Genomic DNA, 24,318 nt, shown 5'->3' with positions numbered 1-24,318 from the left:
GCGGCGGCAACGTTCGGAGGCTTTTTTCTTTTGCGGCCTACTCTCCTGCTTGCAACTTGCCGGCCCGATAGGCTTCGTAAAGCTCATCGAGACGGCGTGAAATGTAAGCGCCGAAATCCGGCGCATCGCCGGTCTTCAACGCGATCGTGAAGGAATTGCCGGCGCTCTTGATTCGGCCCGCAATCTTGCCGCCGCTCTTCGGCTTCCAGTCATATTCCGCGGGCTCCGGCTTCGCCTCTTTTCTGGCGAGTTCGGCAACCATGAGCTCGAAACGCCGGTCGCTCTCCTCAGCCATGAAACTTTCGGAGCCGATGAGCTTGGCAAGCCGCACCGCCGTCATCCCGTTCCAGTTCTGGGCAAGCGCCATCCATTTGCGTCGCCCAATGCTGGGTGCCGCCCCGACCGACCTGACGATCTCAGTCGGAATAGCCCTGGCGACGGAGAGCAGCTTCGACAGCTCCGTTTTATCGGTCGACAGCGCCTTCATGATCACGGGGCGCTCAAAGCCCTTGAGTTCGAGATTGAGAGCAAAGACGGCCCGCTCGATATAGGAAAGATTGCGGCGCGCCGAATTCTCGATGCCCTGCGCGATAACGACATCGGTATCGTCGAGCTTGCGGACGATCGCCTGCACCTTGCGTCCTAGCAGCTTGACGGCCTGCAGGCGGCGGTGGCCGTAAGCGATCTGATAACGCTCCTCATCCTCAGGATGACGGCGCACCAGGATCGGCACTTCCTGACCATTCTCGGCAATCGACTGCACCAGCTCGTCCTCGATATCGATCGGCTGGTCGGCGAGGCGGTCGCGGACGAAGGACGAATCGATCAGATCCGGATCGAGTTCGACGATGCGTTCACCGGAGAGCAAAGCCTCCTGCATCGCCCTGCTCTCTTCCTCCATGCGCCCGAGGGTCAGCGCCATCGTGCGAACCGGCCCGGCCGATCCACGCGAAGACGTCTCCTCGTAGTTGGCCGCGGCCAACTCCTGCGCTGTATCGTCGAATAGACCTTTCAGGCGATCGCGTCTGCTCATGTGCGGCCCCAGGCTTTGTGAATGCCGGCGAGAACTTCGCTGTTGGCGGCTGTGACCGATTCCAGCGCCCGATCATAGGTCGAGCGGCGCACCTGCCCCTTCTCGATCTCGTAGAGAGTCTGCTTGGTCAAGCCGGCATCGGCGATCGCCGTCGATTTGAGAATGGTCGCCGTCAACACGTCGTCGCTGAACAGGCTGCGCAATAGCGCGACGATCTGCGACTGCGGCGCATCGAACGGCTCGTGACGGGTAACGACATATTTGATGAAGTCGTGCTGGAGATCGCCACCGGCCTTGCGCACGACCGAGAGCAGATCCGAGGTCATTAGCAGAAACTGCGACATCGAGGCGACATCGACCATCTGCGGATGGATGGTGATCAGCAGCGATGTGGCGGCGCAGACGGCGCCGAGCGTGAGGTAACCGAGCTGCGGCGGGCAATCGATCACCACGACGTCATACTCGGCCTCGACCTCGGCGATCGCAATACCGACGCGGCGGAAGAACAATTCAGCCGGCTTCTGCCGATCATTCAGCGCCCGCGGCGTCTCGTGCTCGAACTCCATCAATTCGAGATTGCCCGGCACCAGATCGAGCCCCTCGAAATAGGTCTTGCGGACAATCTCCTTCAGCGGCTTGCGCCCGGCATCGTAGCGAATGGCGCCATAAAGCGTATCGCCATCGGCAAGATCGAATTCCGGCTGAACGCCGAGCATCGATGAGAGCGAGGCCTGCGGATCGAGATCGATGGCGAGCACCCGATACCCTTCCAGCGCCAGATATTGCGCTAGATAGAGCGTCGTCGTCGTCTTGGCCGAGCCGCCCTTGAAATTGGTAACGGCAACCGTCTGCAGCTTCTCGCCGGGGCGCCGCCATGGAAGATAGGAGAGCGCATCCTTCGGCTTGAGCTTTGCCATATAATGGCGCAATTCATTGATCTGACCAAGCGTATAGGAGCGCCGGCCATTCTGGGAAAGTTCCGGCTGCGGCCCCTTGCCATCCAGCGAGAGCTGGCGAAGATAGCCGTCGGAAACGCCGATCATCTGGGCCGCTTCGCCGGAGGAGAATGTCCGCAGCGTCTTCTGCGACAGCGGCGGAAACAGCTTTTCGCGCAGCAGCTTCAATTGCCGCGAAAGCTGGGTCGCATGCCGCTCGATCCGCACATCTGTCGTCGATACGCTAATGTTGTCCAAAACACCCAATCCTTTTCGATGCGCTTTTCTATCAACATAGCGTCAAAAAGCGTATCGAACGTGACACGATTCGGGATTTCCGGCAACAATGGGGCCAGAGCGGCCATTCCCCACCGGGTTGGCCGCGGCCAACTGCCCTCCCGCCCTTGCGGCGCCGCGGCTTTTTCGGCAAGACCGCGAGGACTCAACGGGGAGCGTCTGCTTGAAGCACATCCATATCATCGGCATCGGCACAGGCAATCCGGAGCACGTCACCATACAGGCGATCAACGCGATGAACGCCGCCGACGTGGTCTTCCTGCCGGTCAAGGGGACCGGCAAAGAAGAGCTCGCCGAGATCCGGCGCGACATCTGCGAACGGTATATCACGCGGCCGGGCAGCAGGATTTCCGAATTCACCGTGCCGCAAAGGCAGACGGCGGAAAGGACCTATCCCCAAAGCGTCGACGCCTGGCACGGTGAGATCGCCCGCATCTATATAGACCTAATCTCCGGCCTGCCCGATGACGGCAGCGGCGCCTTTCTCGTCTGGGGTGATCCCAGCCTCTACGACAGCACGATCCGCATCGTCGAACGTGTGCGTGAGCTCAGCACCCTGGATTTCGACTACAGCGTCGTTCCCGGCATCACCAGCATCCAGGCGCTGGCGGCCAGCCACAAGATCCCGGTCAACCTGGTCGGCAAACCGGTCGAGATCACCACAGGGCGCAGGCTGGCGCGGGAGGGGCTCACGACCGACAGCACGGTCGTCATGCTCGATGGCGAACAGGCTTTTGCGAAAATCGACGATCCCGATGCCGAAATCTACTGGGGCGCCTATCTCGGTACCAAGGACGAGATCGTCAGATCGGGGCGGCTCGGCGAGATCGCCGCCGAGATTCTGGCGCTGAGGGCCGAGGCCCGCCAACGACACGGCTGGATCATGGATATCTATCTCCTGCGCAAGGGACGGGATTTCGAGGAATAGCCGAGCCGACCGTTTGCATCATGTTTTGCCGCACCGGCTGCGATCATGTAAGAAATGGTCAGAGGATTGAGAATGATCATTGAGGCTGCAACGGCGACCGACGGGATACACGAGGCGGATCTGCAGCACCGCCCGACGGCGAAGATGCGCACGCGCGGCGCCTGCCCCACACTGGCAGCACCGATGCCGACCGGCGATGGTTTGCTGGTCCGCCTGCGGCCGGCCGGCGGCGCCCTGACGCCGTCGCAACTCGCTACCCTTGCTCGCTCGGCTGCGGCGCACGGAAACGGCATTCTGGAGATCACCGCGCGCGGCAATCTGCAAATCCGCGGGCTGCGAGCCGAGAGCGTGGAGAAGCTCGCCGCCGATATCGATGCCGCCGGGATTACCGTGCCGAACGGGCCGGCGATCGAGATCTCGCCGCTGCACGGCATCGATCCTCAGGAGACGAGCGATCCGGCCGCCATGGAAATGGCATTGCGCAGCGCGCTCCGCGATCTCATCGCCTCGCCGCGGCTCGCGCCGAAACTGTCGATCGTCATCGACGGCGGTGGAGCATTCGGGCTGTCGGCGCTTTCCGCCGATATCCGCATCGTCGCCTTATCCCCCACGGATTGGCTTGTCGCCATCAATGGTGACGGTGAGACCGCAACGCGGCTGGCAACGGGACCTACGGCGGCGGCGATATCGGTCGTCGACGAAATTCTGAACCTGCTCGTAACTCTCGGGCAGGGCAGGCGAGCACGGGATATCGATCCGGCGCTTCTGCGGCCACGTTTTCCCGCTGTGGATAATCTTCGCCCTCCTCCCTCACCCGCAGTAACGATGCCGCTTTCCGGCCTGCATCGGCTTGCAGACGGGATAACCCTGCTCGGCGTCAGGCCGGAATTCGGACAAATGCGGGCGAACGATCTGACCGCCCTGCTCGAGCGCGCAAGCGCCCTTGGCGCAACAGCCATCCGGCTGGCGCCCGGCCGCGGTTTCTTCCTTATCGGTCTGCCGGCAGACAGAGTGGCGGCTGTGCAGACCGCGGCCGCCGGATATGGCTTCAGCGCGCAAGACGGCGAGACCAGCGAGCACATCGCCGCCTGCTCCGGCGCCGGCGCCTGCGGCTCCGCTTTCTACGAGACACGAAGCCTGGCGCGCCGCGTCCTTGCAGCCGCACCCGTGCTTTTCGACGGTTCGCTCACCCTGCACCTGTCCGGCTGCGCCAAGGGCTGCGCTCATGCCCGGCCGGCGCTGACCCTGACGGGCACGGCGGAGGGTTACGACCTCATCCTCAACGGGTTGGCAGCCGGTCAGCCGGACGAACGGATCGCTGGCGGTCGGATCGATTTCGCTATAGAGAGGCTCGCCCGGTCCATCGAAGACAACAGAGGCGCTGGCGAATCGGCTGCCGCCTGCCTTACACGGCTTGGCGCAACCGGCGTTTCGAAGGCGCTGCGACAGGAATAGGAATGCCAGACTACGATTATATCCGCAGCGGCGACGCGATCTACGAGCGTTCCTTTGCGATCATCCGCGCCGAGGCCGATCTTTCGCGCTTCACTGAAGATCAAGCCGACATCGCCGTTCGCATGATCCATGCCTGCGGGCTGGTCGAGGCGGCGGAGCATTTCGTCTTCTCCGCCGATGTCGTCCGTGCAGCGCGCGAGGCGCTGAAGGGCGGGGCGCCGATCTTCTGCGACGCCGAAATGGTCTCGCATGGCGTCACCCGGGCCCGGCTTCCGGCGCTGAACGAGGTGATCTGCACGCTGCGCGATCCGGCAACGCCGGAGCTGGCGCGCCAGACCGGCAATACGCGCTCGGCGGCCGCCATCCATCTCTGGCTCGACCGGCTCGGCGGCAGCGTCGTTGCGATCGGCAATGCACCGACGGCATTGTTTCACCTGCTCGAACTCCTGCGCGACGGCGCCCCGAAACCCGCAGCAATCCTCGGCATGCCTGTCGGCTTTGTCGGCGCGGCGGAATCCAAGGATGCACTGGCGGAAAATTCCTATGGCGTGCCCTTTGCCATCGTCCGCGGCCGGCTCGGCGGCAGCGCCATGACGGCGGCTGCGATCAATGCGCTGGCGAGGCCCGGCCTATGACAACATCCGGCCGTCTCATCGGCGTCGGCACCGGTCCCGGCGATCCGGAGCTTCTGACCCTCAAGGCCGTCCGCGCCATCGAAGGCGCCGACGTGATTGCCTATTTCGCCAAGCAGGGCAGGGGCGGCAATGGCAAGGCGATCGTCGAACCGTTGCTGAAACCCGGCGTGACGTTGCTGCCGCTCTATTATCCCGTCACCACCGAGATCGACAAGAATGACGAACGCTACCAGAGTCTGATCACGCAGTTCTACGATCACTCCGCCGAAGCCGTCGCCGGGCATCTTGATGCCGGGCTGACCGTTGCCGTGCTCAGCGAAGGCGATCCGCTGTTCTACGGCTCCTATATGCACCTGCATGTCAGGCTGTCCCAGCGCTACCCGACGGAGGTGATCCCCGGCATCAGCGCCATGTCCGGCTGCTGGTCCTTGGCCGGCATGCCGATCGTTCAGGGGGACGACGTGCTTTCCGTACTGCCCGGTACGATGGGCGAGATCGAGCTGACCCGCCGACTTGCCGACACCCAGGCCGCCGTCATCATGAAGGTCGGCCGCAATCTGCCGAAGATCCGCCGGGCCTTGGCGGCGGCCGGCCGGCTTGCCGAGGCCGTCTATGTCGAGCGCGGCACCATGGCGAATGCGGCGATGGAAAAACTTGCCGACAGGACTGACGGCGACGCGCCGTATTTTTCGCTCGTCCTGGTGCCGGGCTGGGAGAGCAGCCGATGAGCGGCAGGCTTTTCGTGATCGGCACCGGCCCCGGCAATCCCGAGCAGATGACGCCGGAAGCGCTTGCCGCCGTCGAAGCGGCAACGGATTTCTTCGGTTACGGCCCTTATCTCGACCGGTTGCACCTCCGCAACGATCAATTGCGGCATGCCTCGGACAATCGCGAGGAGTTGGATAGGGCGCGGGCAGCCCTTTCGATGGCGGCGGATGGAGCCAAGGTCTGCGTCGTCTCCGGCGGCGATCCCGGTGTCTTCGCCATGGCTGCCGCCGTCTGCGAGGCGATCGAGAACGGGCCGGCGGCGTGGCGCGCGGTTGATCTCACCATTCTGCCCGGCATCACCGCGATGCTGGCGGTGGCGGCAAGAGCCGGCGCGCCGCTTGGCCACGATTTTTGCGCCATATCGCTGTCAGACAATCTAAAGCCTTGGAATATCATCGAAAAACGCCTTGAACTGGCGGCCAAAGCAGGCTTCGTCATCGCTCTCTATAATCCGATCAGCCGGGCGCGGCCCTGGCAGCTCGGCGAGGCCTTCAAACTGTTGCGCGAGCATCTCCCCGCAACAACGCCGGTTATTTTCGGGCGAGCAGCCGGGCGCCCGGACGAGCGCATCGTCCTACAGCCGCTGTCAGATGCCGATGCGTCGATCGCCGATATGGCGACCTGCATCATCATCGGCTCGGCCGAGACGCGGATCGTCTCGCGGCCCGGCAGGCTGGATCTCGTCTATACCCCGCGTTTCATGGCGGGGGACACGAGGTGATCGATTACCGCCAGCGCCGCCTCGACAGTGTCGACCGTCTTGACCGCGGACGCCGGCGCGCGCGCCACCATCATCACCTCGATGCCGAGTCGGCGGGCTGCCTCGATCTTCGCATAGGTGGCGGCACCACCGCTGTTCTTGGCAATGATGACGTCGATGTGGTGCTGCTGCAGCAAAGCGCATTCACCTTCCAGCGTGAACGGGCCGCGATCGAGGACATAGTCGACATGATCGAGTGCAAGCGGCGGTTCTACGGGATCGACACTACGGACGAGATAGAAATGCTGCGGCGCCGCTTCCGCATGATGCGCGCCCTGCCGTCCCGTCGCCAGAAAGACATGGCGAGGGGAGGGGCCGAGCGCTGCGATCGCAGCCGGAATGCTCTCCACCTCCCGCCAGCGATCGCCGGGCAGGCGCTGCCATTCGGGGCGGCGCAGTGCAATCGCCGCTGTGCCGGTGGTCTCGGCGGCAAAGACGGCATTGGCGGAAATGCGCTCGGCAAAGGGATGCGTGGCGTCGATCAGCAGGTCATAACTGCCGGCCTTCAGGAAATCGGCAAGCGCCGCAGCACCGCCGAAACCGCCGATGCGAACCGGAACCGGCTGTGCGGCCGGTATTTCGGTACGTCCGGCCAGCGACAGAAGGACATCGCAATCGTCCCGCGCGGCGAGCGCTCCGGCGAGCAGGCGCGCCTCACCGGTGCCGCCGAGGATCAGGATGCGAGGTCTTCCCATGTCTGACGGTTCTCCTGCTTGCGGCCAGCGCTGGCTGACTATTATCGGCATCGGCGAAGATGGTCCAGAAGGGCTCGGCGACGAGGCGAGACGCCTGATCGCCACCGCGCCCGCCGTCTTCGGCGGCGCGCGGCACCATGCACTCGCCACGCCGCTGATCACAGGGGAACGGTTTTCCTGGCAGAGCCCGTTCGAACGCTCGGTCGATGCCATCCTCGAACGGCGCGGCACACCCGTCGTTGTGCTCGCCTCCGGCGACCCGTTTCTCTACGGCGTCGGCGCAACGCTCTCCCGCCACGTGGCGACGGAAGAGATGCGCACCATCCCCGCGCCCTCGGCCTTCAGCCTCGCCGCATCCCGCCTTGGCTGGCCACTGCAGGAGGTCGCGACAATTTCGCTGCATGGTAGGCCGATCGACCTGATCCGGCCGCACCTGCACCCCGGACGGCGCATCATCGCGCTGACCTCCGACCAAAACGGGCCGGGCGAGCTGGCTGCCCTGCTTGTTGCCGCCGGTTTCGGTCAGTCGCAGCTTACCGTGCTCGAGGCGCTTGGCGGCGCGCGGGAACGGCAGAGAAGCGTGGCGGCGGCGGATTTCAATCTCGTCGACATCGATCCCTTGAACGTCTGCGCGCTCGATGTCGCGGCAGGGGAGGGGGCTCGCATCCTGCCTTTTAGCCCCGGCCTCGAGGACGAACTGTTCGAGCATGACGGACAGATCACCAAACGCGAAATCCGGGCGATGACGCTGTCGGCGCTCGCACCGCGCCACGGCCAGCTGCTGTGGGATATCGGCGCCGGTTCGGGATCGGTCGGCATCGAATGGATGCTGGCCGACCCGTCGCTGAAGACGATCGCCATCGAGCAATCGCCGGAGCGGGCAACAAGGATCGCCCGCAATGCATCCGCCCTCGGCGTGCCGCATCTGGCCGTCGTCGAAGGGGCGGCGCCTGATGCACTGACAGGCCTGCCGCAACCGGATGCAATCTTCCTCGGCGGCGGCGGCAGCGAGCCGGGTGTTGTCGATGCTGCGATTGCCGCGCTGAACCGGGGAGGGCGGCTCGTCGCCAATGCCGTGACGCTGGAGATGGAAGCCGTCGTGCTCCTAGAACATGCAAAACGCGGCGGTTCGCTGACGCGGATCGATATATCGCGCGCGGCGCCTGTCGGCAGCATGAGCGGCTGGCGGCCGGCCATGCCGGTGACGCAGTGGCGCTGGACAAAAGGATAACGGGATGACGGTGCATTTCATCGGCGCGGGGCCAGGGGCTGCGGATCTGATCACGGTGCGGGGCCGCGACCTTATCGCCCGATGCCCGGTTTGCCTCTATGCCGGCTCGATCGTCTCGCCGGAACTGCTGCAATATTGCCCGGCGGGTGCGCGCATCGTCGATACAGCGCCGATGTCGCTGGACGAGATCGAGGCGGAATATCTGAGCGCCGCTGAGGCCGGCCAGGATGTCGCCCGCCTGCATTCCGGCGATCTCTCGGTCTGGAGTGCTGTCGCCGAGCAGGTGCGCCGGCTCGAAAAACACGGCATCGCCTATACGATGACGCCTGGTGTGCCGGCCTTTGCGGCGGCCGCCGCAGCACTCGGCCGCGAGCTGACGATCCCGGCCGTAGCCCAAAGCCTGGTGCTCACCCGCGTTTCCGGCCGCGCCTCACCGATGCCGAACGACGAGACGCTCGGAAATTTCGGCGCGACGGGCGCGACGCTGGCGATCCATCTGGCAATCCATGCGCTGAAGCAGGTTGTCGAGGAATTGACGCCGCTTTACGGTGCCGACTGCCCGGTCGCGATCGTCGTCAAGGCCTCCTGGCCGGACGAGCGCATCCTGCGCGGCACGCTTGCCGATATCGAGGTAAAAGTTGCGGCTGAACCGATCGAACGCACGGCAATCATCTTCGTCGGCCCCTCGCTGGCGGCGGAGGATTTCCGCGAGAGTTCACTCTATGATCCGGCCTATCAGCGGCGGTTTAGAGGCCGGGACCAGTTTTAAAGATTGGCCGCGCCGGAAGCGCGACCCCTCATGAGGACATTCGTCGGCGCACAGGCCCGACGCCGCTGGTGGCGTCAGGCGAGGCTTCGCTCAGGTCTCAAACCCGCGCCGTCAGATAATCCATGCTGGCGCGAAGCGCGCCGGCCGGATCCTTGACCGCATGCACTTCGGCCGCAAAAGGCTCGAAGGAGAACGGGCCGGCATAACCCGCCTGCAGCAGCGCCTTGATCTGCCCGGCATTGTCGAGCCGGTCGTCGCCGTCGACGAGCACACGATGGGAATCACGCATATCGGCAACGGATACGGCAGCATCGCTGACGCCCGAGATATGCACGAGACCGGCGAGCTCCGGGAAGGTCGCGGCTTCGCCGGCGAGATGGTGGTGGAATGTGTCGTGGACGAGCTTGAAGGTCGATTGCGCGCCGAGCTCCCTGATCGCCTCGGCCGCCTCGGTCTTCGAGCGCAACGAGCAGCTCTCGAAACCGAGCGGCTCGACGAGGCCGATGATGCCGGCCTTCTCCAGCATAGGCTTCAGCGCCGTCAGCGACTGGCGCAGATTGGCCTGGCGTTCGCCGTCGGCGCAGCCGGTGCCGTCGTTCTTTGGCACGAGGACCAGCGCCTGGGCGCCGCAGGCGCCGGCGTAGTCGATCAGTTCCTGCGCTTCCCCAGCGCGGGCTTCATTCCACTCGTTGAAGCGCTGCAGGGCGTTGATCGAGATGATCGTCAGACCGTGACGGGCGGCGGCCTCTTTGATCGTTTCGGGTTGGGTGCCGTCGAGAATGGCGTTGCCGGAAAGGTCGTTGCGGATCTCGACCGAGCCGATGCCGAGCGACTTTGCCAGCGCGAAGAAATCGTCGATGGCAAGCGACGGGGCGGCCATGTGGTTGAGCGCAAAGCGGATCGAAGTCATGACGGATTATCCTCCTCGTCTCCGCGACATAAGCGGAGCAGTATCTCGTGAATGGGCGAGCGAATCTCTACCGGAATTCCCGTGGCAATCCATCCGTCATCACCGGCGGCCGCTCTCATCGCTGAAAGAATTTCAGGCGAAATGATACAATTCCATCATTCCTCAGATGTTCTCTGAGAGATAGATGTCGAAGGGCAGGAAGGACTGGCCGGGGATGGCGGTTTCACTGTTTTCGATCGCATCCTTCATCAGCACCATCAATTGCTGACAGAGCCCGGGCAGAGGGGTGCCGATCGCCATGGCGACGATGTCATCGGCAAGACCCGCCTTGCTGTCGGGCGTCAGTTCGTTGACGACGAGGACGATCTTGCCGCCAAGACCTTCTTCACGGAACGCCGAGATCGCGCCTTCCATGCCGCCACCGCAGACGTAAAGGCCGACGAGATCGGGATGTTTCTCCAGCAGTGTCAGCGTTGCCTCATGCGTAATCTCCGGCGTATCCAGATTGATCAGTGTGTCGATAACGTCGAAATCCGGCGCATTTTCACGGAAATAAGAGCGGAAACCGATTTCCCGCAATTCATGTCCGTGGAAGCGATGGCTGCCGACGAAGCAGGCGACCTTGCCGGTCTTGCGCGCCGTTCGCGCGATTACCCATGCGGCGGTGCGGCCGACCTTGCGGTTGTTGACGCCGATATAGCCAGTGCGCACGCCCGATGCGAAATCGGAGAGCAGTGAGAAGACCGGGACGCCCTTTTCCTTCAAATCCTCGATGGCGGCCGTCACCGCAGGGTAATCCGGGGCGACCAGGGCAACGGCCTGATTGCGCGCACCGAGAGCCTTGAGTTTCTCGACGATCGCAGCCGGCGTCGCGGCTGATGGAAAGTCGATCTGCGTCTGGATGCGGGCGGTGGTGACGGAGCGCGCTGCGGTTTCGATCTCGCGGGCGAACGCCTGGTAGAACTGCTGCGTCGGCTTCTGCAGCAGGAAGGCAAGCTTGTATTGCGGCAGATCCTCGAAAACGCGCTGCCTGATCAGGCCGACGGCGTGATAGCCGATCGACTGTGCCGCGTCATAGACACGCCGCGCCGTTTCCTCCCGCACGCGATGGCGGGCGTTGAGAACACGATCGACGGTGGCGACACTGACGCCGGAGGCGCGGGCGAGATCGGATATGGTTGGGCGGCGCATCGGCGTTCCTGATGGATTCAATCATGATTGCGAGCCATTCATGATGGCTTTTGATAGATTACATCAAACCTGCATTGAGCGTCTTGCGAAGTCAACCTATTCTCCAGGCAACAGCATAACGGGAGGCGGATCATGGCGATTCAGGCAAAGAAACGTGACTATGACCTGCTCGGAGAAAGCGGCCGCACCGCCGTCGAGACGGGGCTGGCGGCAGCCGAGTGGTATCACACCGACGTTGCGCGCAAGGAGATGAAGGCGCTGATGCAGCGCTCCGATGCGCCGGCGATCCGCGACACGGTCATCTGGCTCGGCAGCATGGTGATCTTTGCCGGGCTCGGCATCTATTTCTGGGGCTCGTGGATCGGGCTGCCCTTCTTCCTCGCTTACGGCGTGCTCTACGGCTCAGCCTCCGACAGCCGTTGGCACGAATGCGGGCACGGCACCGCCTTCAAGACGCGCTGGATGAACGATGCCGTCTACCAGATCGCCTGCTTCATGATCATGCGCAATCCGGTCACCTGGCGCTGGAGCCATACACGCCATCACACCGATACCGTCATCGTCGGCCGCGATCCCGAAATCGCAGTGATGCGGCCACCGGATCTCCTGCGGCTGGTTCTCAATTTCTTCGGCATCCTCGACGTCTGGCATGCTGTTGTCGACATGCTGCGCAACGCCGCCGGCGTCATCAGCGCGGCGGAAAAGACCTTCATTCCCGAGATGGAACAGCCGAAGACAATCCGCATCGCCCGCATCTGGCTGGCGATCTATCTTGCCACGATCGCAGCGGCCGTCGCCACGACTTCGATCCTGCCGCTGATGCTGATCGGTTTGCCGCGCCTTTACGGCGCCTGGCACCATGTGCTGACCGGACTGCTGCAGCATGGCGGCCTGGCCGACAATGTGATCGACCATCGGCTGAACAGCCGCACTGTCTATATGAACCCGATCAGCCGGTTCATCTACTGGAACATGAACTACCACGTCGAACATCACATGTTCCCGATGGTGCCCTACCACGCGCTGCCGAGGCTGCACGCGATGGTCAAGCACGACCTGCCGGCGCCGAACCGGTCGATCCTGTCCGGCTACCGCGAGATGATCCCGGCCTTCCTGCGCCAGTTGCGCAATGAGGATTATTTCCTGAAACGAGAGCTGCCGGCCACCGCGCGGCCCTACCGCGAAGAATTCCACAACGAGCTGGCCCCGGCCGCGCAATAATCACAATCAAGGGAGGACAAGATGAGCGGAAATTGGATCGAGGTTTGCGGCAAGCACGAGATCGACGAAGAGGATGTCATCCGCTTCGATCATGACGGGCGCACCTTTGCGGTCTACCGCAGCCCCGACGACGAATTCTTCGCGACCGACGGGCTCTGCACCCATGAACAGATCCATCTCGCCGACGGGCTTGTGATGGATGAGATCATCGAATGTCCGAAACATAACGGCCGCTTCAATTACAAGACGGGCGAAGCCAAGGGCGCACCGGTCTGCGTCAATCTCAAGACCTATCCCGTGAAGGTCGAAGGCGGCGCCGTCTTCATCTCGCTCTGATGGAGGCTGGTGTGGCTCATTTCGTTATTTTGGGGGCAGGCGAATGCGGAGCACGCGCCGCCTTCGCCTTGCGGGAAAAGGGGTTTGACGGTGAAATAACGCTTGTTGGCGCCGAACCCCTTCATCCCTATGAGCGGCCGCCGCTTTCCAAGGCGGGTTCCGCCGATGCGGACAATCCGAAATTCATCGCCGCGGTGGAAAAATACGCCGAAACCAGCATCCGGCTGCTGACCGGCCTGGAGGCGAAAGATCTCGTTACCGCATCCAGGACCGTCACGCTTTCGGACGCTACGACGCTCTCCTACGACAGACTTCTGCTGGCAACGGGCGCAGCCGCGCGTTCGTTCCCCGGCGCGCCGGAGGGCAGCGCCCATATTCGCTCGCTGCGGACCCATCACGACGCGGCGGCACTGCGCGATGTGATGAAACCCGGGAAACATATCGCCATCATCGGCGGCGGCTTCATCGGGTTGGAACTGGCGGCGACCGCGCGCCTGCTCGGCGCCGAGGTCGCGGTCATCGAGGGGCTGGAACGCGTGTTGAAGCGGGGCGTGCCGGAGGAGATTGCTCATCTGCTGACCGAGCGCCATCGCGCCGAAGGCGTCGATATCCGCTGCGGCGTCTCGATCGAGGCGCTGACCGAGGAAAGTGGGAAAGCCCTGATTCGGCTGTCGGGCGGCGATGTGATCGAAGCCGATCTTGCCCTTGTCGGCATCGGCGCCCGGCCGAATGTCGAGATCGCCGAAAGGGCAGGGCTCACAATCGACAACGGAATTGCCGTCGATATCAATCTCCAGACCTCGGCACCGGATGTTTTTGCCGCCGGCGACTGCTGCTCTTTTCCGCTGTCGATCTATGGCGGCCGGCGGGTGCGGCTGGAATCCTGGCGCAACGCCCAGGAGCAGGGCACATTGGCCGCGGCCAACATGCTCGGCCTCGGCCAAGCCGTGTCGGCGGTGCCGTGGTTCTGGTCGGATCAATACGACATGACGCTGCAAATATCGGGCCTTGCCGAAGGGGCCGCCACCCATCAGCGCCGCGACCTCGGCGCGGGCGCCTTCATTCTGTTCCATCTCGACGCCGATGGACGGCTGATCGCCGCCAGCGGCATCGGACCCGGCAATGCGGTGGCGCGCGATATCCGGCTCGCCGAAATGCTGATCGCGGCCCGCGCCCATCCGGATCCGGCTGCGCTCGCAGCCAGCGACATCAAACTGAAATCCCTGCTGGCCGCGTGAGCTGGCCGAAATTTTTCAAAGGAATTGACGATGAAGAAACATCGACGCGCGACCGTCGCCGATCTGCTGGCGGAGAAGGGCAAGCGCCAGCTCACCATGCTGCGCGTCACCTCGCTGGAAGAGGCCGAAGCCGCCGAAAAGGCCGGAATCGACATCGTCTCGGTGCCGCCTTCGCTGCTCGGCCCGGTCTTTCGCGAAATCGCCCCGACACCCTTTGCCATTCCCGGCCTCGAATATGGCGACCATGTCACGGCAGAAGACTATATCAGGGCAGCTTTCGCCACGTTGAAGGCGGGTGGCGATGCGGTCTATTGCGCCGCCAGCCTGCAGACGATCCGGCGCATGCGTGATGAGGGCATCCCCGTCTGCGGCCATCTCGGGCTGATCCCGTCGAAGGCGACCTGGACCGGCGGCTTCCGCGCCGTCGGCAAGACGGCGGCGAGTGCGGCCGAAATCTGGCGGCAGACCAGGGCGCTGGAAGAGGCCGGCGCTTTCGCCGCCGAAATCGAAGTCGTGCCGGGCGATGTCGCCGCCGCCATCAGCAGCAACACCTCGATGCTGATGATTTCCATGGGCGCCGGCAGCGGCTGCGACGCCCAATACCTCTTTGCCGACGACGTGCTCGGCGCCAATCGCGACCATTATCCACGCCATGCCAAGGTCTATCGCAACTTCGCCGCCGAACACGACCGGCTGCAGCGCGAACGCATCGCCGCCTTCACGGAATTCGCTGCGGATGTCCGGACCGGCGCCTATCCGGAACAGCGCCATTGCGTCGGGATCGACGAGGCGGAGTTGCAGATTTTCCTGGATCGGCTGGCTGGAGAGACGGGCAAGAGCTGAGGATCGGCGTGATCGTTGCCTTCGCTAACGCTCACCTCGATGATGTGGGAAGCGCCGCCAAGTTGCTTCCGCTCCATTGGCTTCCGTCCCTGCCTGTGTCAGGAATGGCCCTTTCGGAACGGAGTATTCGGTCCCCTGTGACGATCGGCTTTGCGCATGCGGAATTGATTGCGGTGCTCGTCGCGGTGACGGGGGACGAGCCGCGCGTGATGACCATCCGTTCCGGCAATGCGCTGCCGTCAGGCCCGTTCGAAATGGGCCATCGCACCCTGCAATCGGGCCTGCGCGAATGGGTGCAGGAGCAGACCGAGCATCCGGTCGGCTATCTCGAACAGCTCTATACCTTCGCCGACCGTGACCGCAACAACGATATCCCGGGCGGGCGGACGATCTCGATCAGCTATCTCGGCCTGGTCAACGAACAGTCGGGCGCCGGCCGGCCGGGATGGCACGGCTGGTACGAATATTTTCCCTGGGAAGACCACCGGCAGGGCCGGCCGGCCGTGCTCGACGAGATCGTCGCGCGCCTGAAGAGCTGGGCGGATGCCGATCCGGCCCGGCGCAACCACCGCCATCGCCGGGCGGATTTCACCTTCGGCCTCGATGGCGGCGGCTGGAACGAGGATATGGCGCTGCAGCGTTACGAACTGCTCTATGAAGCAGGGCTCGTCACGGAGGCCGGATGTACCGCCGAGGCCAATCTCGGCCGGCCGATGTTTGCCGATCACCGCCGTATCCTGGCGACCGGCATTGCAAGGCTGCGCGCCAAAATCAAATACCGCCCGGTCGTCTTCGAACTGATGCCGGAGAGTTTTACGCTCTTGCGGCTGCAGCGGACGATCGAGGCTTTGGCGGGACTGACATTGCACAAGCAGAATTTCCGCCGCCTGATTGAACAGCAGGAACTGGTCGAGGAAACCGGCGGCACGGAAAGCGAAACCGGCGGCCGGCCGGCCAAGCTCTTCCGCTTCCGCCACACGGTGCTCGAAGAACGGGCGCTCGCCGGAACGAAATTACCGCTCTCCCGCAATTGACATATGCTCATGGTGAGAATATCTATCTGCCTATGATATGCTCAAATAGAGCATAATTAGGAGCCGGTCATGAATCACCCTGTTTCCGCATCCTCGCTCTACGAGCGCGTCAGCCGCGTCATTCCCAAAGCCGAATGGATGTCATTCGAAAATGATGTCGACGCCATTCTTGAGCTCAAGCGGCGGCGCAATGCCGTCATCCTCGCCCACAACTATCAGACGCCCGAAATCTTTCACGGCGTCGCCGATATTGTCGGCGACAGCCTGGCGCTCGCCCGCAAGGCGATCGAGGTCGATGCCGATGTGATCGTGCTGGCCGGCGTGCATTTCATGGCCGAGACCGCCAAGCTTTTGAATCCTGAGAAAACCGTGCTGATCCCTGATCTCGCCGCCGGCTGCTCGCTGGCGGATTCGATCACGCCTGAGGATATTGCGCTGCTGCGCCAGGCCCATCCCGGCGTGCCCATCATCACATATGTCAACACCTCGGCCGCGGTGAAGGCCGCCTCCGACATCTGCTGCACCTCGGGCAATGCCAAACAGGTGGTGGAATCGCTCGGCGTGCCGAAGGTGCTGATGATCCCGGACGAATATCTGGCCCGCAACGTCGCCCGCGAGACCGATGTCGAGATCATCGCCTGGCACGGCCATTGCGAGGTCCATGAACTCTTCACCGCCGATGACGTGCGCCAACTGCGCGAAAACCATCCGGGCGTGACGGTGCTCGCCCATCCCGAATGCCCGCCCGAGGTGGTGGCTGAAGCCGATTTTGCCGGCTCCACCGCAGTGATGTCGGATTATGTCGCCAGGCAGAAGCCCGCCCGCGTCGTGCTGCTCACCGAATGCTCGATGAGCGACAATGTCGCCGTGCACCACCCCGAGGTCGAGTTCATTCGCCCCTGCAATCTCTGCCCGCATATGAAGAGGATCACGCTTGCCAATATCCGCGCAGCACTCGAGGAAAACCGCCACGAGGTAACCGTCGATCCGGCGATTGCGGTCGCCGCCCGCCGTGCCGTCGAAAGGATGCTGGCGATATGACCGAGATCCTCGACCACCTCTCTGGCCGCACGGTGATTGTCGGCAGCGGCCTTGCCGGGCTGATGACGGCGCTGACGCTGGCGCCCGAACCTTCCGTCATCGTCACCCGCGCCGCCCTCGGCGCGGAGACATCGAGCGCCTGGGCGCAGGGCGGTATTGCCGCCGGCATGGGTGCCGACGACAGCGCGGCGCTGCACCTTGCCGATACGCTTGTCGCCGGAGACGGCCTTTGCGATCCGATGGTCGCCGCCGGCATCGTTGTCGAGGCACCGGCAGCGATTGCCGCACTGGAGCAAGCCGGTGTCCGCTTCGACCGCAATGCTGCTGGCGAACTTTCGTTCGGGTTGGAGGCCGCCCATAGCCGCCGTCGCATCATCCATGCCGAAGGCGACGGATCGGGTGCGGCGATCATCGCCGCGCTGGGGCGGGCGGTGGCGCAAACGCATGCCATATCAGTGCTCGAAGGTTTCGAAGCCCGGCGGATTTTGCTAGACGGCGAGCACGTGGCCGGGCTGCTCTGCGCCACCGCAAACGGGGCCGCCATCCTGCCGACCTCCAAGCTGGTGCTTGCCACCGGCGGCATCGGTGGGCTTTATGATGCGACCACCAATCCGATGGGCAATTTCGGCCAGGGGATCGCGCTTGCCGCAAGGGCAGGGGCCGATCTCGCCGATATGGAATTCGTGCAGTTCCATCCGACGGCGCTCGATTCCCGCCGCAGGCCGTTGGCGCTGGTCAGCGAGGCGGTGCGCGGCGAGGGGGCTCTGCTCGTCAATGAACGCGGCGACCGGTTCATGGCCCGCATTCCGGGCGCCGAGCTTGCGCCGCGCGATGTCGTGGCGCGCGCCATCAGCGCCGAAATCGCCCGCGGGGGCCGGGTCTTTCTCGATGCCCGCGATGCCCTCGGCCGCCGCTTTGCCGCGCGCTTTCCGGTCATATCGGCCCTTTGCAGCGAGGCCGGCATCGATCCGGGGAAGGATCTTATTCCAGTGCGCCCGGCCGTTCACTATCACATGGGCGGCGTCGCCACGGATGCAAATGGGCGCAGTTCGGTGCCCGGCCTCTGGGTCGCCGGAGAGGCGGCCTCGACCGGCCTGCACGGCGCAAACCGGCTTGCCAGCAATTCGCTCCTGGAGGCAGCGGTGATGGGCATGCGGGCGGCGCGCGACATTTCAGGTGTCTCGGCAAGCCGGGCCGGTGCCGTCTCCGTCGAAAGCCTGCCGGCGCCGGCCGATGCATCGCTTGTCAGGCCGATCGTCTCGCGCCATCTCGGCGTCTTGCGCAATGCAGGCGCCATGCAGGGCGCGATCGCCGCGCTGCTGCCGCTGGCCGAAGGCGACGGCCCCGCCTCCGATCCGGCTATCGTCGCGCTGCTGATCGCCGTCTTTGCCAGCCTGCGGATGGAATCGCGCGGCGCCCATGCCCGCACCGATTTTCCGCTGAAGCTTGCCAAGGCCAACCGGCGGCAGATGCGCCTTGCAGATGCGCTGGAGATCGCCCGCGCCACCCCGCCCTATGCCTTTGCCAGGAGTGCCTGAGATGAACCTTGTTCCGCTTCCGCGCCTGATCGTCGAACCCTTGGTCCGGGCGGCCCTGCTCGAAGATCTCGGCCTTGCCGGCGATATCACCTCGGCATCGGTCATCCCCAGCGATCATCGCTCGACAGTCATCATGGCCGCCCGCCAGCCAGGCGTGATCGCTGGCCTCGATACGGCCGAACTCGCCTTCGCCCTGGTTGATCCGGAGATCACCATGCGCCGCCATTTCCAGGACGGCGATGGGGTCAAGCCCGGCGACATCATCGCCACCATCGAAGGCCCGTCACGTGGCCTCCTGACCGCTGAGCGCACCGCGCTGAATTTCCTCGGCCATCTCTCCGGCATCGCCACCGTGACGGCGGAGATCGCCACCGCCATCCGCGGCACCAAAGCCTCCGTCGCCTGCACCCGCAAGACGACGCCGGGGCTGAGGGCACTGGAGAAATATGCGGTACGGGCCGGCGGCGGCATGAACCACCGTTTCGCGCTCTATGACGCGGTGCTGATCAAAGACAATCACATCGCCATATCAGGGGGCGTCACCGAGGCCATCCGCCGGGCCCGCGCCGGCATCGGCCATCTGGTGAAGATCGAGGTCGAAGTGGACACCCTCGATCAGCTGCGCGAAGCGATGGACACCGGAGTCGACGCGGTCCTGCTCGACAACATGACGCCGGATCAGCTGCGCCAAGCCGTTGCCATCGTCGCCGGCCGGGCGATCACCGAGGCATCCGGCCGGGTGACACCGGCAACCGCTGCCGCAATCGCGGCATCCGGCGTCGACCTCATCTCCGTCGGCTGGCTGACGCACAGCGCGCCCGTGCTGGATATCGGTCTCGATTTCCTCGAGGCCGCGGCCGCAGCGGAAACAAGCCCGAAACGGCTTGCGCAAGTGCTGTAACGGGGCAGTTCGAATAGCGCGCCGCATCCGGACGTAGAAAACGGCGGCCACCGCAAGTTTCGACGAAGCATCTTATCGGCGAGCGACACACGGAAATGCAAATATTCGCTGAAATTTTGCCATTTTACAGCAAAACCGCTATGCGCGGCGGCTTTATAGCACTAACATGATCTCTGGACCGCCGGTGCGTTTTTACGCATTGGCTTCAGGGGTGAGAACCGGGATGCAACGGACATCCGGACAGATGTCGACGAACAGGCTCTGCCTGCTCGGACGACCGCGATTGCTGGCGGCGGGGAGGGAACTCCCCTTGCCGGAGAAGTCTTATTTTCTCCTCGCCATGCTCGCGGCCGAAACCAATCTCGAACTCGACCGCGAAACCGTCAGGCGCCAACTCTGGCAATCGGAACTGCCGGAAAAACGGGCAGGCAGCCTGCGCCAGCTTTTGGCGCGCATCGAACAGAGCATTCCCGCCGACCTTCCGCCACTGCTTGCCGCAACCCGAACCCATATCGGGCTTGCCGATGGCTGGGAAGTCGACGTCCATATCCTGAAGCAGAAAGGGCCGCTCTCCCCCGAAGACAGCGATATGCTGAACGGCGAATTGCTCGAAGGCGCCAAATCGCCGACCCAGGGCGCCGAGGACTGGCTGACCTTCGAGCGCCAGCGTATCGACGAATTGCGCTCCGCCCACCTCACGCGGCTGATCGAGACATCGGAAGACAGATCGGACGAAGAGCAGGTGGCCCTTGCCCGGCGTCTGCTGGAACTCGACCCCGCCAGCGAAACCGCCTATCGCGCCCTGATGCGCACCCAGGTCAGGCTGAACGACCCGGCCGCGGCCCGTCAGGCCTATTTGAAATGCAAGAGCCAGCTGAAGGATGATTTCGACACCGAGCCGGAGGAAAGCACCACGGCGCTTGCCCGCGAACTCGGCCTGATCCCTCCAGCACAAGCTGCCGCGCCGGAGCGCACGTCGGCGCCTGGCATGTCTGCCAATCTGCTTGGCCAGCCGCGCATCATCATCCTGCCGCCGGAAAGCATCTTCACCGATCCGCTGATGGAGCGCGTCGGCAGGGCGCTTCTCGAAGACGTGACCATCGGGCTTAGCCAGCAGCGCGGCTTCAAGGTGATTGCGGCGCATACGAGCCTGGAGATCCTCAGCCGCTCGATCGATCCGGCCCGTGCGGTGCCCGGCCCGCTCGACCTCAGCTTCGACTATGCAGTCTATGTCACCATCCAGGGTCGCGACGAGGATGTCTATGCCACTTGCCGGCTGACGCGGACGACGACATCGGAGGTGATCTGGGCGCTGGAACTGCCCCTGGTCATGCAGAAGATCAGCGAATCCTTCGCGCATCTGACGCGGCGGATCGTCTCCTCGCTCGCCGACACGATCGAACGCCACGAACTGGCGATGCCGATCGGCGAGGCGCCGGCGTCTGCCTACCGTCTTTACCTGGAAGGCAAGCGGCTGATCGCCCAGACCGACCTCCAACATCTGCGTCAGGCGCGCAAATGGTTCAAATCCTCGCTCAACCGCTATGAGCATTTCTCCGCCGCCCATGCCGGCGTGTCGCGCGCGCTTGGCATGGAATGGCTGATCCGCGGCATGCGCGACAAGGAACTGCTCGATGAAGCCAATGGTGCTGCCCGGCTGGCGCAGCAGTCCGACCCCAATAGCGGCCGGGCCTACCGCGAGCTTGGTTTCGTCGCGCTCTATCGTCGCCGCTTCGACGAAAGCCTGGAATATTTCCAGCAGGCCCAGGATCTCAATCCCAACGACGCCGACATCCTCGCTGATTTCGCCGACGCCCTTTCCCATGACGGCGATTTCGACCGGGCGCTGGAACTCAGCCGCGCGGCCTTCAAGCTCAATCCGCTGCCGCCGGATTATTATTACTGGAACCTCGGCGGTATCCATTTCATGCGTGAAGAGTATGAAAAGGCGATCGACGCCCTGGAGCCGGTGAAGACTAAACAGGCAACGGCGCGTCTACTCGCCGCCTCGCATGCGATGGCGGGCGATAAGGGCAAGGCGGGGACCTATGCCAGGACGGTTCTGGAAAACTTTCCGGATTTCCGCAGCGAGGACATCCGTCATTTCGTCCCCGATCGCGATCCCACCTTTACCGAACCGCTGATAAAAGGCCTGCAACTCGCCGGTCTTCCCTGATTGCACGGCCTTTTAACGAAGCCTGTAACGCTTAAATGACGCAGGCAATGTTTCCCTCTGATGGTTAACGGCAGCGAGGCTGCCCAATCAATCGGAGATGAAACATGAAGACGAATGCTGAAACCACGACAGTTCAGACACAGTCCCTGCGCTTCTCTGCAGCTGCCAGAGCAGCGATGAAACAGGACGAACTCACCGTATCCGCCAATGCGCTCGAAAGCCTGACGCATGCGCTGAGATTCCGCTGAGGACAAGATCGGTATGTCCGCTTTCGCCGATCTAGAGCAATTCCAGCAAAAATGTGAAGCGGTTTTGCGTCCGGAATTGCGCGAAAACAAAGAGCATTTTCGTGTTTCCAAGAAAAACGGAAATGCTCTTGAAGCGCTTGCCGATGACCTCGAACGATCATCGGCTGGCGTCAGCGACTATCATGACCGTGCAGTCACGCCGGCTCAGACACTTGCAGCCATCAGGCCGCATCTGCGCGAGTTCGGCATCACCCGCGTCGGCCTGCTGACCGCACTCGACGTCCTGAACATCCCCGTCGCTTTCGCAACCCGGCCGAACAGCCATACGCTCTCGGTGTTTCAGGGCAAAGGCATCGACAATGATGCCGCCATGACCTCGGCCGCCATGGAAGCGATCGAGACTCGGATTGCGGAAATTGCGCCCGCCGACCTGACGCAGGCGAGCGTCGCCGGCATGCGGGCGGAGCATGCGGCCATGATCGATCTCGACAATGTGGCACGCTGCGCGCCCGATGAGATCGGCAGCGGCCTCATCCCCTGGTGCTCCGGGCTCGACATCCTTTCCGGCAGCAGCGTTTTCGTGCCCTGGTGGCTCGTCGGCCTCGACCATCGCGGCGAAAGGCCGCCGGGCTTCGAGCAGTCGAGCGATGGGCTCGCCTCCGGCAACACGCCGTCCGAAGCGGTCCTGCACGGGCTCTGCGAACTGGTGGAGCGCGACGCCTGGGCCCTGACCCAGCTGAAATCGCCCGAGCAGCTGAAGGAGAGCCGGATCGACCCCGCCTCCTTCGGTGATGCGGTCATAGATGTCATGACCGATCGGATCGCGCGGGCCGGAATGCGGCTGCTGCTCATCGACATGACCACCGATATCGGCGTTCCCGCCTTTCTCGCCGTCATCATGCCCGGCAATCTTTCCGACCGCGTCGATGCGCGCTGGGCCCATGTCTGCGGCGGCTGCGGCTGCCATCCCGATCCCGTGCGCGCCGCACTGCGTGCCATTACCGAAGCGGCGCAGAGCCGGCTGACCGCAATTGCCGGCAGCCGCGACGATTTTTCGCCGCGCGTCTATCAGCGGCTCGACCAGAGCGCTGCGATGCAGCAGGTGGTCGAACTCTGCGAGGGAGGCGGCCGGATGCGCGCCTTCCAGCCGCGTCATCCCCGCCCGGCGACGATCCAGGAAACCATCGCTCATATCGCCGGCCGCCTGGCGGCGAGCGGCATCGGGCAGATCGTCGTCGTGCCGTTCGCGCACCGGGCTATGCCGGTCTCCGTCGTCAGGGTGATCGTGCCGGGCCTGGAGGTCGATATTTCGGGCCAGTACATCCAGCTCGGCATGCGGGCGGTCAACACCATGAGAGGAGCCGATTCATGAAGGTGCTGTTCGTCGGTCCGAGCCTTGGCAGCGATCTCACTGCAGCGAGAGCCATGTCCCCGCGCATCGATTTCCGGCCGCCGGCTGCCTGCGGCGACATCCTGAAGGCCGTTCACGACGGCGCTACCGCCATCGGCCTCGTCGACGGCTATTTCGGCGATCTGCCATCGGTATGGCACAAGGAAATTCTGTTCGCGCTGGATCATGATGTCGCCGTTGCCGGCGGTGCCAGTATGGGCGCCTTGCGAGCAGCCGAATGCGCGCCTTTTGGCATGGTCGGGATCGGCTCGATCTTCGAGGATTACGAAGCCGGGCGGCTGCTCGACGACGAGGCCGTCGCGCTGGTGCATGCGCCACAGGCGCTTGGCTGGCTGCCTCTTTCGGTGCCGTGGGTCGATTTCGAGCCGACGATCGACGCGCTTCTTGCCGGCGGCGAGATCTCGTCCGGCGAGCGCAAGAAACTGCTGCTTGCCGGCCGTTTCCTGCATTTTTCCGAGCGCACCTATGCCAAGGTCGTCGACGAGTGCCGTTTCCGCAAGCCGCGCCGGGACACCATCCTCGCCGCTATCCGCGGGAATCGCATCGAGCGCAAGCGCAACGACGCCCGGCTGGTATTGGAATGGTTGCGCCGGGACGAATTCCTGCCCGTCGACCGTGACTGGCGCTTTGCCGCAACCTCGCATTGGCAGCTGCTGCACGCCCAAGTCACGCGCAATGCGGTTCCTGTAACGCTTGAATAACGGTAACGGCAGAAAGATGCAGT

Annotated in this window: 24 protein-coding genes; 19 read left to right on the top strand and 5 right to left on the bottom strand. The window is 63.8% G+C overall.

Annotation, left to right across the window (positions count from 1 at the left end; translation table 11 throughout):
• Positions 1-37: 37 nt before the first annotated feature.
• Both repB and repA read right to left on the bottom strand, forming a co-directional pair.
• Positions 38-1,033 carry a plasmid partitioning protein RepB gene (gene repB / locus RLEG4DRAFT_RS02520; RefSeq protein ID WP_003575184.1) on the bottom strand — a complete coding sequence of 332 codons (996 nt, stop codon included), beginning with the start codon at positions 1,031-1,033 and terminating at the stop codon, positions 38-40.
• A complete protein-coding gene (gene repA, locus RLEG4DRAFT_RS02515; protein ID WP_003575182.1) occupies positions 1,030-2,226 on the bottom strand; it encodes a plasmid partitioning protein RepA in 1,197 nt (398 codons plus the stop codon). The genes repB and repA overlap by 4 nt, the downstream gene beginning before the upstream one ends.
• Before the next feature lie 202 nt (positions 2,227-2,428).
• Here repA and cobF point away from each other — a divergent pair, with 202 nt between their 5' ends.
• The 5 genes from cobF (at position 2,429) to RLEG4DRAFT_RS02490 (ending at position 6,772) form a co-directional block, all read left to right on the top strand.
• Positions 2,429-3,193: a precorrin-6A synthase (deacetylating) gene (gene cobF / locus RLEG4DRAFT_RS02510; protein ID WP_003575180.1), complete on the top strand. Its 765-nt coding sequence runs from the start codon at positions 2,429-2,431 to the stop codon at positions 3,191-3,193.
• Positions 3,194-3,265: 72 nt separating this feature from the next.
• Positions 3,266-4,648, top strand: coding sequence for a precorrin-3B synthase (gene cobG, locus RLEG4DRAFT_RS02505; protein WP_003575178.1), 1,383 nt, complete (start codon positions 3,266-3,268; stop codon positions 4,646-4,648).
• 2 nt (positions 4,649-4,650) lie between these two features.
• Positions 4,651-5,283 carry a precorrin-8X methylmutase gene (locus RLEG4DRAFT_RS02500; protein ID WP_003575176.1) on the top strand — a complete coding sequence of 211 codons (633 nt, stop codon included), beginning with the start codon at positions 4,651-4,653 and terminating at the stop codon, positions 5,281-5,283.
• The gene (locus tag RLEG4DRAFT_RS02495) at positions 5,280-6,011 is read left to right on the top strand and encodes a precorrin-2 C(20)-methyltransferase (RefSeq protein WP_003575174.1); all 732 of its coding nucleotides are present in this window, start codon (positions 5,280-5,282) and stop codon (positions 6,009-6,011) included. Before RLEG4DRAFT_RS02500 ends, RLEG4DRAFT_RS02495 begins: the two co-directional genes overlap by 4 nt.
• A complete protein-coding gene (locus RLEG4DRAFT_RS02490) occupies positions 6,008-6,772 on the top strand; it encodes a precorrin-3B C(17)-methyltransferase (RefSeq protein WP_003575171.1) in 765 nt (254 codons plus the stop codon). Before RLEG4DRAFT_RS02495 ends, RLEG4DRAFT_RS02490 begins: the two co-directional genes overlap by 4 nt.
• Here RLEG4DRAFT_RS02490 and RLEG4DRAFT_RS02485 read toward each other — a convergent pair.
• Positions 6,736-7,506 carry a cobalt-precorrin-6A reductase gene (locus tag RLEG4DRAFT_RS02485; protein ID WP_003575169.1) on the bottom strand — a complete coding sequence of 257 codons (771 nt, stop codon included), beginning with the start codon at positions 7,504-7,506 and terminating at the stop codon, positions 6,736-6,738. The two genes, RLEG4DRAFT_RS02490 and RLEG4DRAFT_RS02485, sit on opposite strands and share 37 nt — an antisense overlap.
• Between RLEG4DRAFT_RS02485 and RLEG4DRAFT_RS02480 the strand changes: the two genes are divergently transcribed.
• Together RLEG4DRAFT_RS02480 and cobM are read left to right on the top strand one after the other, a co-directional pair.
• Complete coding sequence (locus RLEG4DRAFT_RS02480) at positions 7,505-8,737, top strand: bifunctional cobalt-precorrin-7 (C(5))-methyltransferase/cobalt-precorrin-6B (C(15))-methyltransferase (RefSeq protein WP_003575166.1); 1,233 nt, start codon at positions 7,505-7,507, stop codon at positions 8,735-8,737. The two genes, RLEG4DRAFT_RS02485 and RLEG4DRAFT_RS02480, sit on opposite strands and share 2 nt — an antisense overlap.
• 4 nt (positions 8,738-8,741) lie before the next feature.
• Complete coding sequence (gene cobM, locus RLEG4DRAFT_RS02475) at positions 8,742-9,506, top strand: precorrin-4 C(11)-methyltransferase (protein WP_003575164.1); 765 nt, start codon at positions 8,742-8,744, stop codon at positions 9,504-9,506.
• Positions 9,507-9,603: 97 nt separating this feature from the next.
• On the opposite strand, the gene RLEG4DRAFT_RS02470 is transcribed toward cobM, so the two are convergent.
• Together RLEG4DRAFT_RS02470 and RLEG4DRAFT_RS02465 are read right to left on the bottom strand one after the other, a co-directional pair.
• On the bottom strand, positions 9,604-10,416 hold the full coding sequence (locus RLEG4DRAFT_RS02470; RefSeq protein WP_003575162.1) for a TIM barrel protein: 813 nt from the start codon (positions 10,414-10,416) through the stop codon (positions 9,604-9,606).
• Positions 10,417-10,578: 162 nt separating this feature from the next.
• The gene (locus RLEG4DRAFT_RS02465; protein ID WP_003575161.1) at positions 10,579-11,607 is read right to left on the bottom strand and encodes a LacI family DNA-binding transcriptional regulator; all 1,029 of its coding nucleotides are present in this window, start codon (positions 11,605-11,607) and stop codon (positions 10,579-10,581) included.
• A gap of 132 nt (positions 11,608-11,739) precedes the next feature.
• Here RLEG4DRAFT_RS02465 and RLEG4DRAFT_RS02460 point away from each other — a divergent pair, with 132 nt between their 5' ends.
• From RLEG4DRAFT_RS02460 to RLEG4DRAFT_RS02410, 12 genes are all read left to right on the top strand, one after another.
• Entirely contained in the window at positions 11,740-12,828 is a 1,089-nt protein-coding gene (locus RLEG4DRAFT_RS02460) for a fatty acid desaturase family protein (RefSeq protein WP_003575159.1), read from the top strand.
• A 21-nt stretch (positions 12,829-12,849) separates the two neighbouring features.
• Positions 12,850-13,164: a MocE family 2Fe-2S type ferredoxin gene (locus RLEG4DRAFT_RS02455; RefSeq protein WP_003575158.1), complete on the top strand. Its 315-nt coding sequence runs from the start codon at positions 12,850-12,852 to the stop codon at positions 13,162-13,164.
• Between the two features lie 11 nt (positions 13,165-13,175).
• Positions 13,176-14,402 (top strand): NAD(P)/FAD-dependent oxidoreductase, encoded by a 1,227-nt coding sequence (locus RLEG4DRAFT_RS02450; RefSeq protein WP_003575156.1) that lies wholly within the window; start codon positions 13,176-13,178, stop codon positions 14,400-14,402.
• A 30-nt stretch (positions 14,403-14,432) separates the two neighbouring features.
• The gene (locus RLEG4DRAFT_RS02445) at positions 14,433-15,245 is read left to right on the top strand and encodes a 3-methyl-2-oxobutanoate hydroxymethyltransferase (RefSeq protein ID WP_003575154.1); all 813 of its coding nucleotides are present in this window, start codon (positions 14,433-14,435) and stop codon (positions 15,243-15,245) included.
• 44 nt (positions 15,246-15,289) lie between these two features.
• On the top strand, positions 15,290-16,279 hold the full coding sequence (locus RLEG4DRAFT_RS02440) for an NUDIX hydrolase (RefSeq protein WP_171898173.1): 990 nt from the start codon (positions 15,290-15,292) through the stop codon (positions 16,277-16,279).
• Positions 16,280-16,348: 69 nt separating this feature from the next.
• Positions 16,349-17,320 (top strand): quinolinate synthase NadA, encoded by a 972-nt coding sequence (gene nadA, locus RLEG4DRAFT_RS02435; protein WP_003575150.1) that lies wholly within the window; start codon positions 16,349-16,351, stop codon positions 17,318-17,320.
• Positions 17,317-18,858 (top strand): L-aspartate oxidase, encoded by a 1,542-nt coding sequence (locus RLEG4DRAFT_RS02430; protein ID WP_003575148.1) that lies wholly within the window; start codon positions 17,317-17,319, stop codon positions 18,856-18,858. Before nadA ends, RLEG4DRAFT_RS02430 begins: the two co-directional genes overlap by 4 nt.
• A complete protein-coding gene (gene nadC, locus RLEG4DRAFT_RS02425) occupies positions 18,836-19,759 on the top strand; it encodes a carboxylating nicotinate-nucleotide diphosphorylase (protein WP_171898168.1) in 924 nt (307 codons plus the stop codon). Before RLEG4DRAFT_RS02430 ends, nadC begins: the two co-directional genes overlap by 23 nt.
• Before the next feature lie 223 nt (positions 19,760-19,982).
• A complete protein-coding gene (locus tag RLEG4DRAFT_RS02420) occupies positions 19,983-21,935 on the top strand; it encodes a BTAD domain-containing putative transcriptional regulator (protein WP_003575145.1) in 1,953 nt (650 codons plus the stop codon).
• A gap of 104 nt (positions 21,936-22,039) precedes the next feature.
• Positions 22,040-22,183: a hypothetical protein gene (locus RLEG4DRAFT_RS40655; RefSeq protein ID WP_003575143.1), complete on the top strand. Its 144-nt coding sequence runs from the start codon at positions 22,040-22,042 to the stop codon at positions 22,181-22,183.
• Positions 22,184-22,196: 13 nt separating this feature from the next.
• Positions 22,197-23,555 (top strand): YcaO-like family protein, encoded by a 1,359-nt coding sequence (locus RLEG4DRAFT_RS02415; RefSeq protein WP_003575142.1) that lies wholly within the window; start codon positions 22,197-22,199, stop codon positions 23,553-23,555.
• Positions 23,552-24,295, top strand: a complete 744-nt coding sequence (locus RLEG4DRAFT_RS02410) for a TfuA-like protein (protein WP_003575140.1) — start codon at positions 23,552-23,554, stop codon at positions 24,293-24,295. Before RLEG4DRAFT_RS02415 ends, RLEG4DRAFT_RS02410 begins: the two co-directional genes overlap by 4 nt.
• Positions 24,296-24,318 lie beyond the last annotated feature (23 nt).

It is taken from the genome of Rhizobium leguminosarum bv. trifolii WSM2297, assembly GCF_000271845.1.
This window is presented reverse-complemented; position numbering and strand designations above follow the sequence as displayed.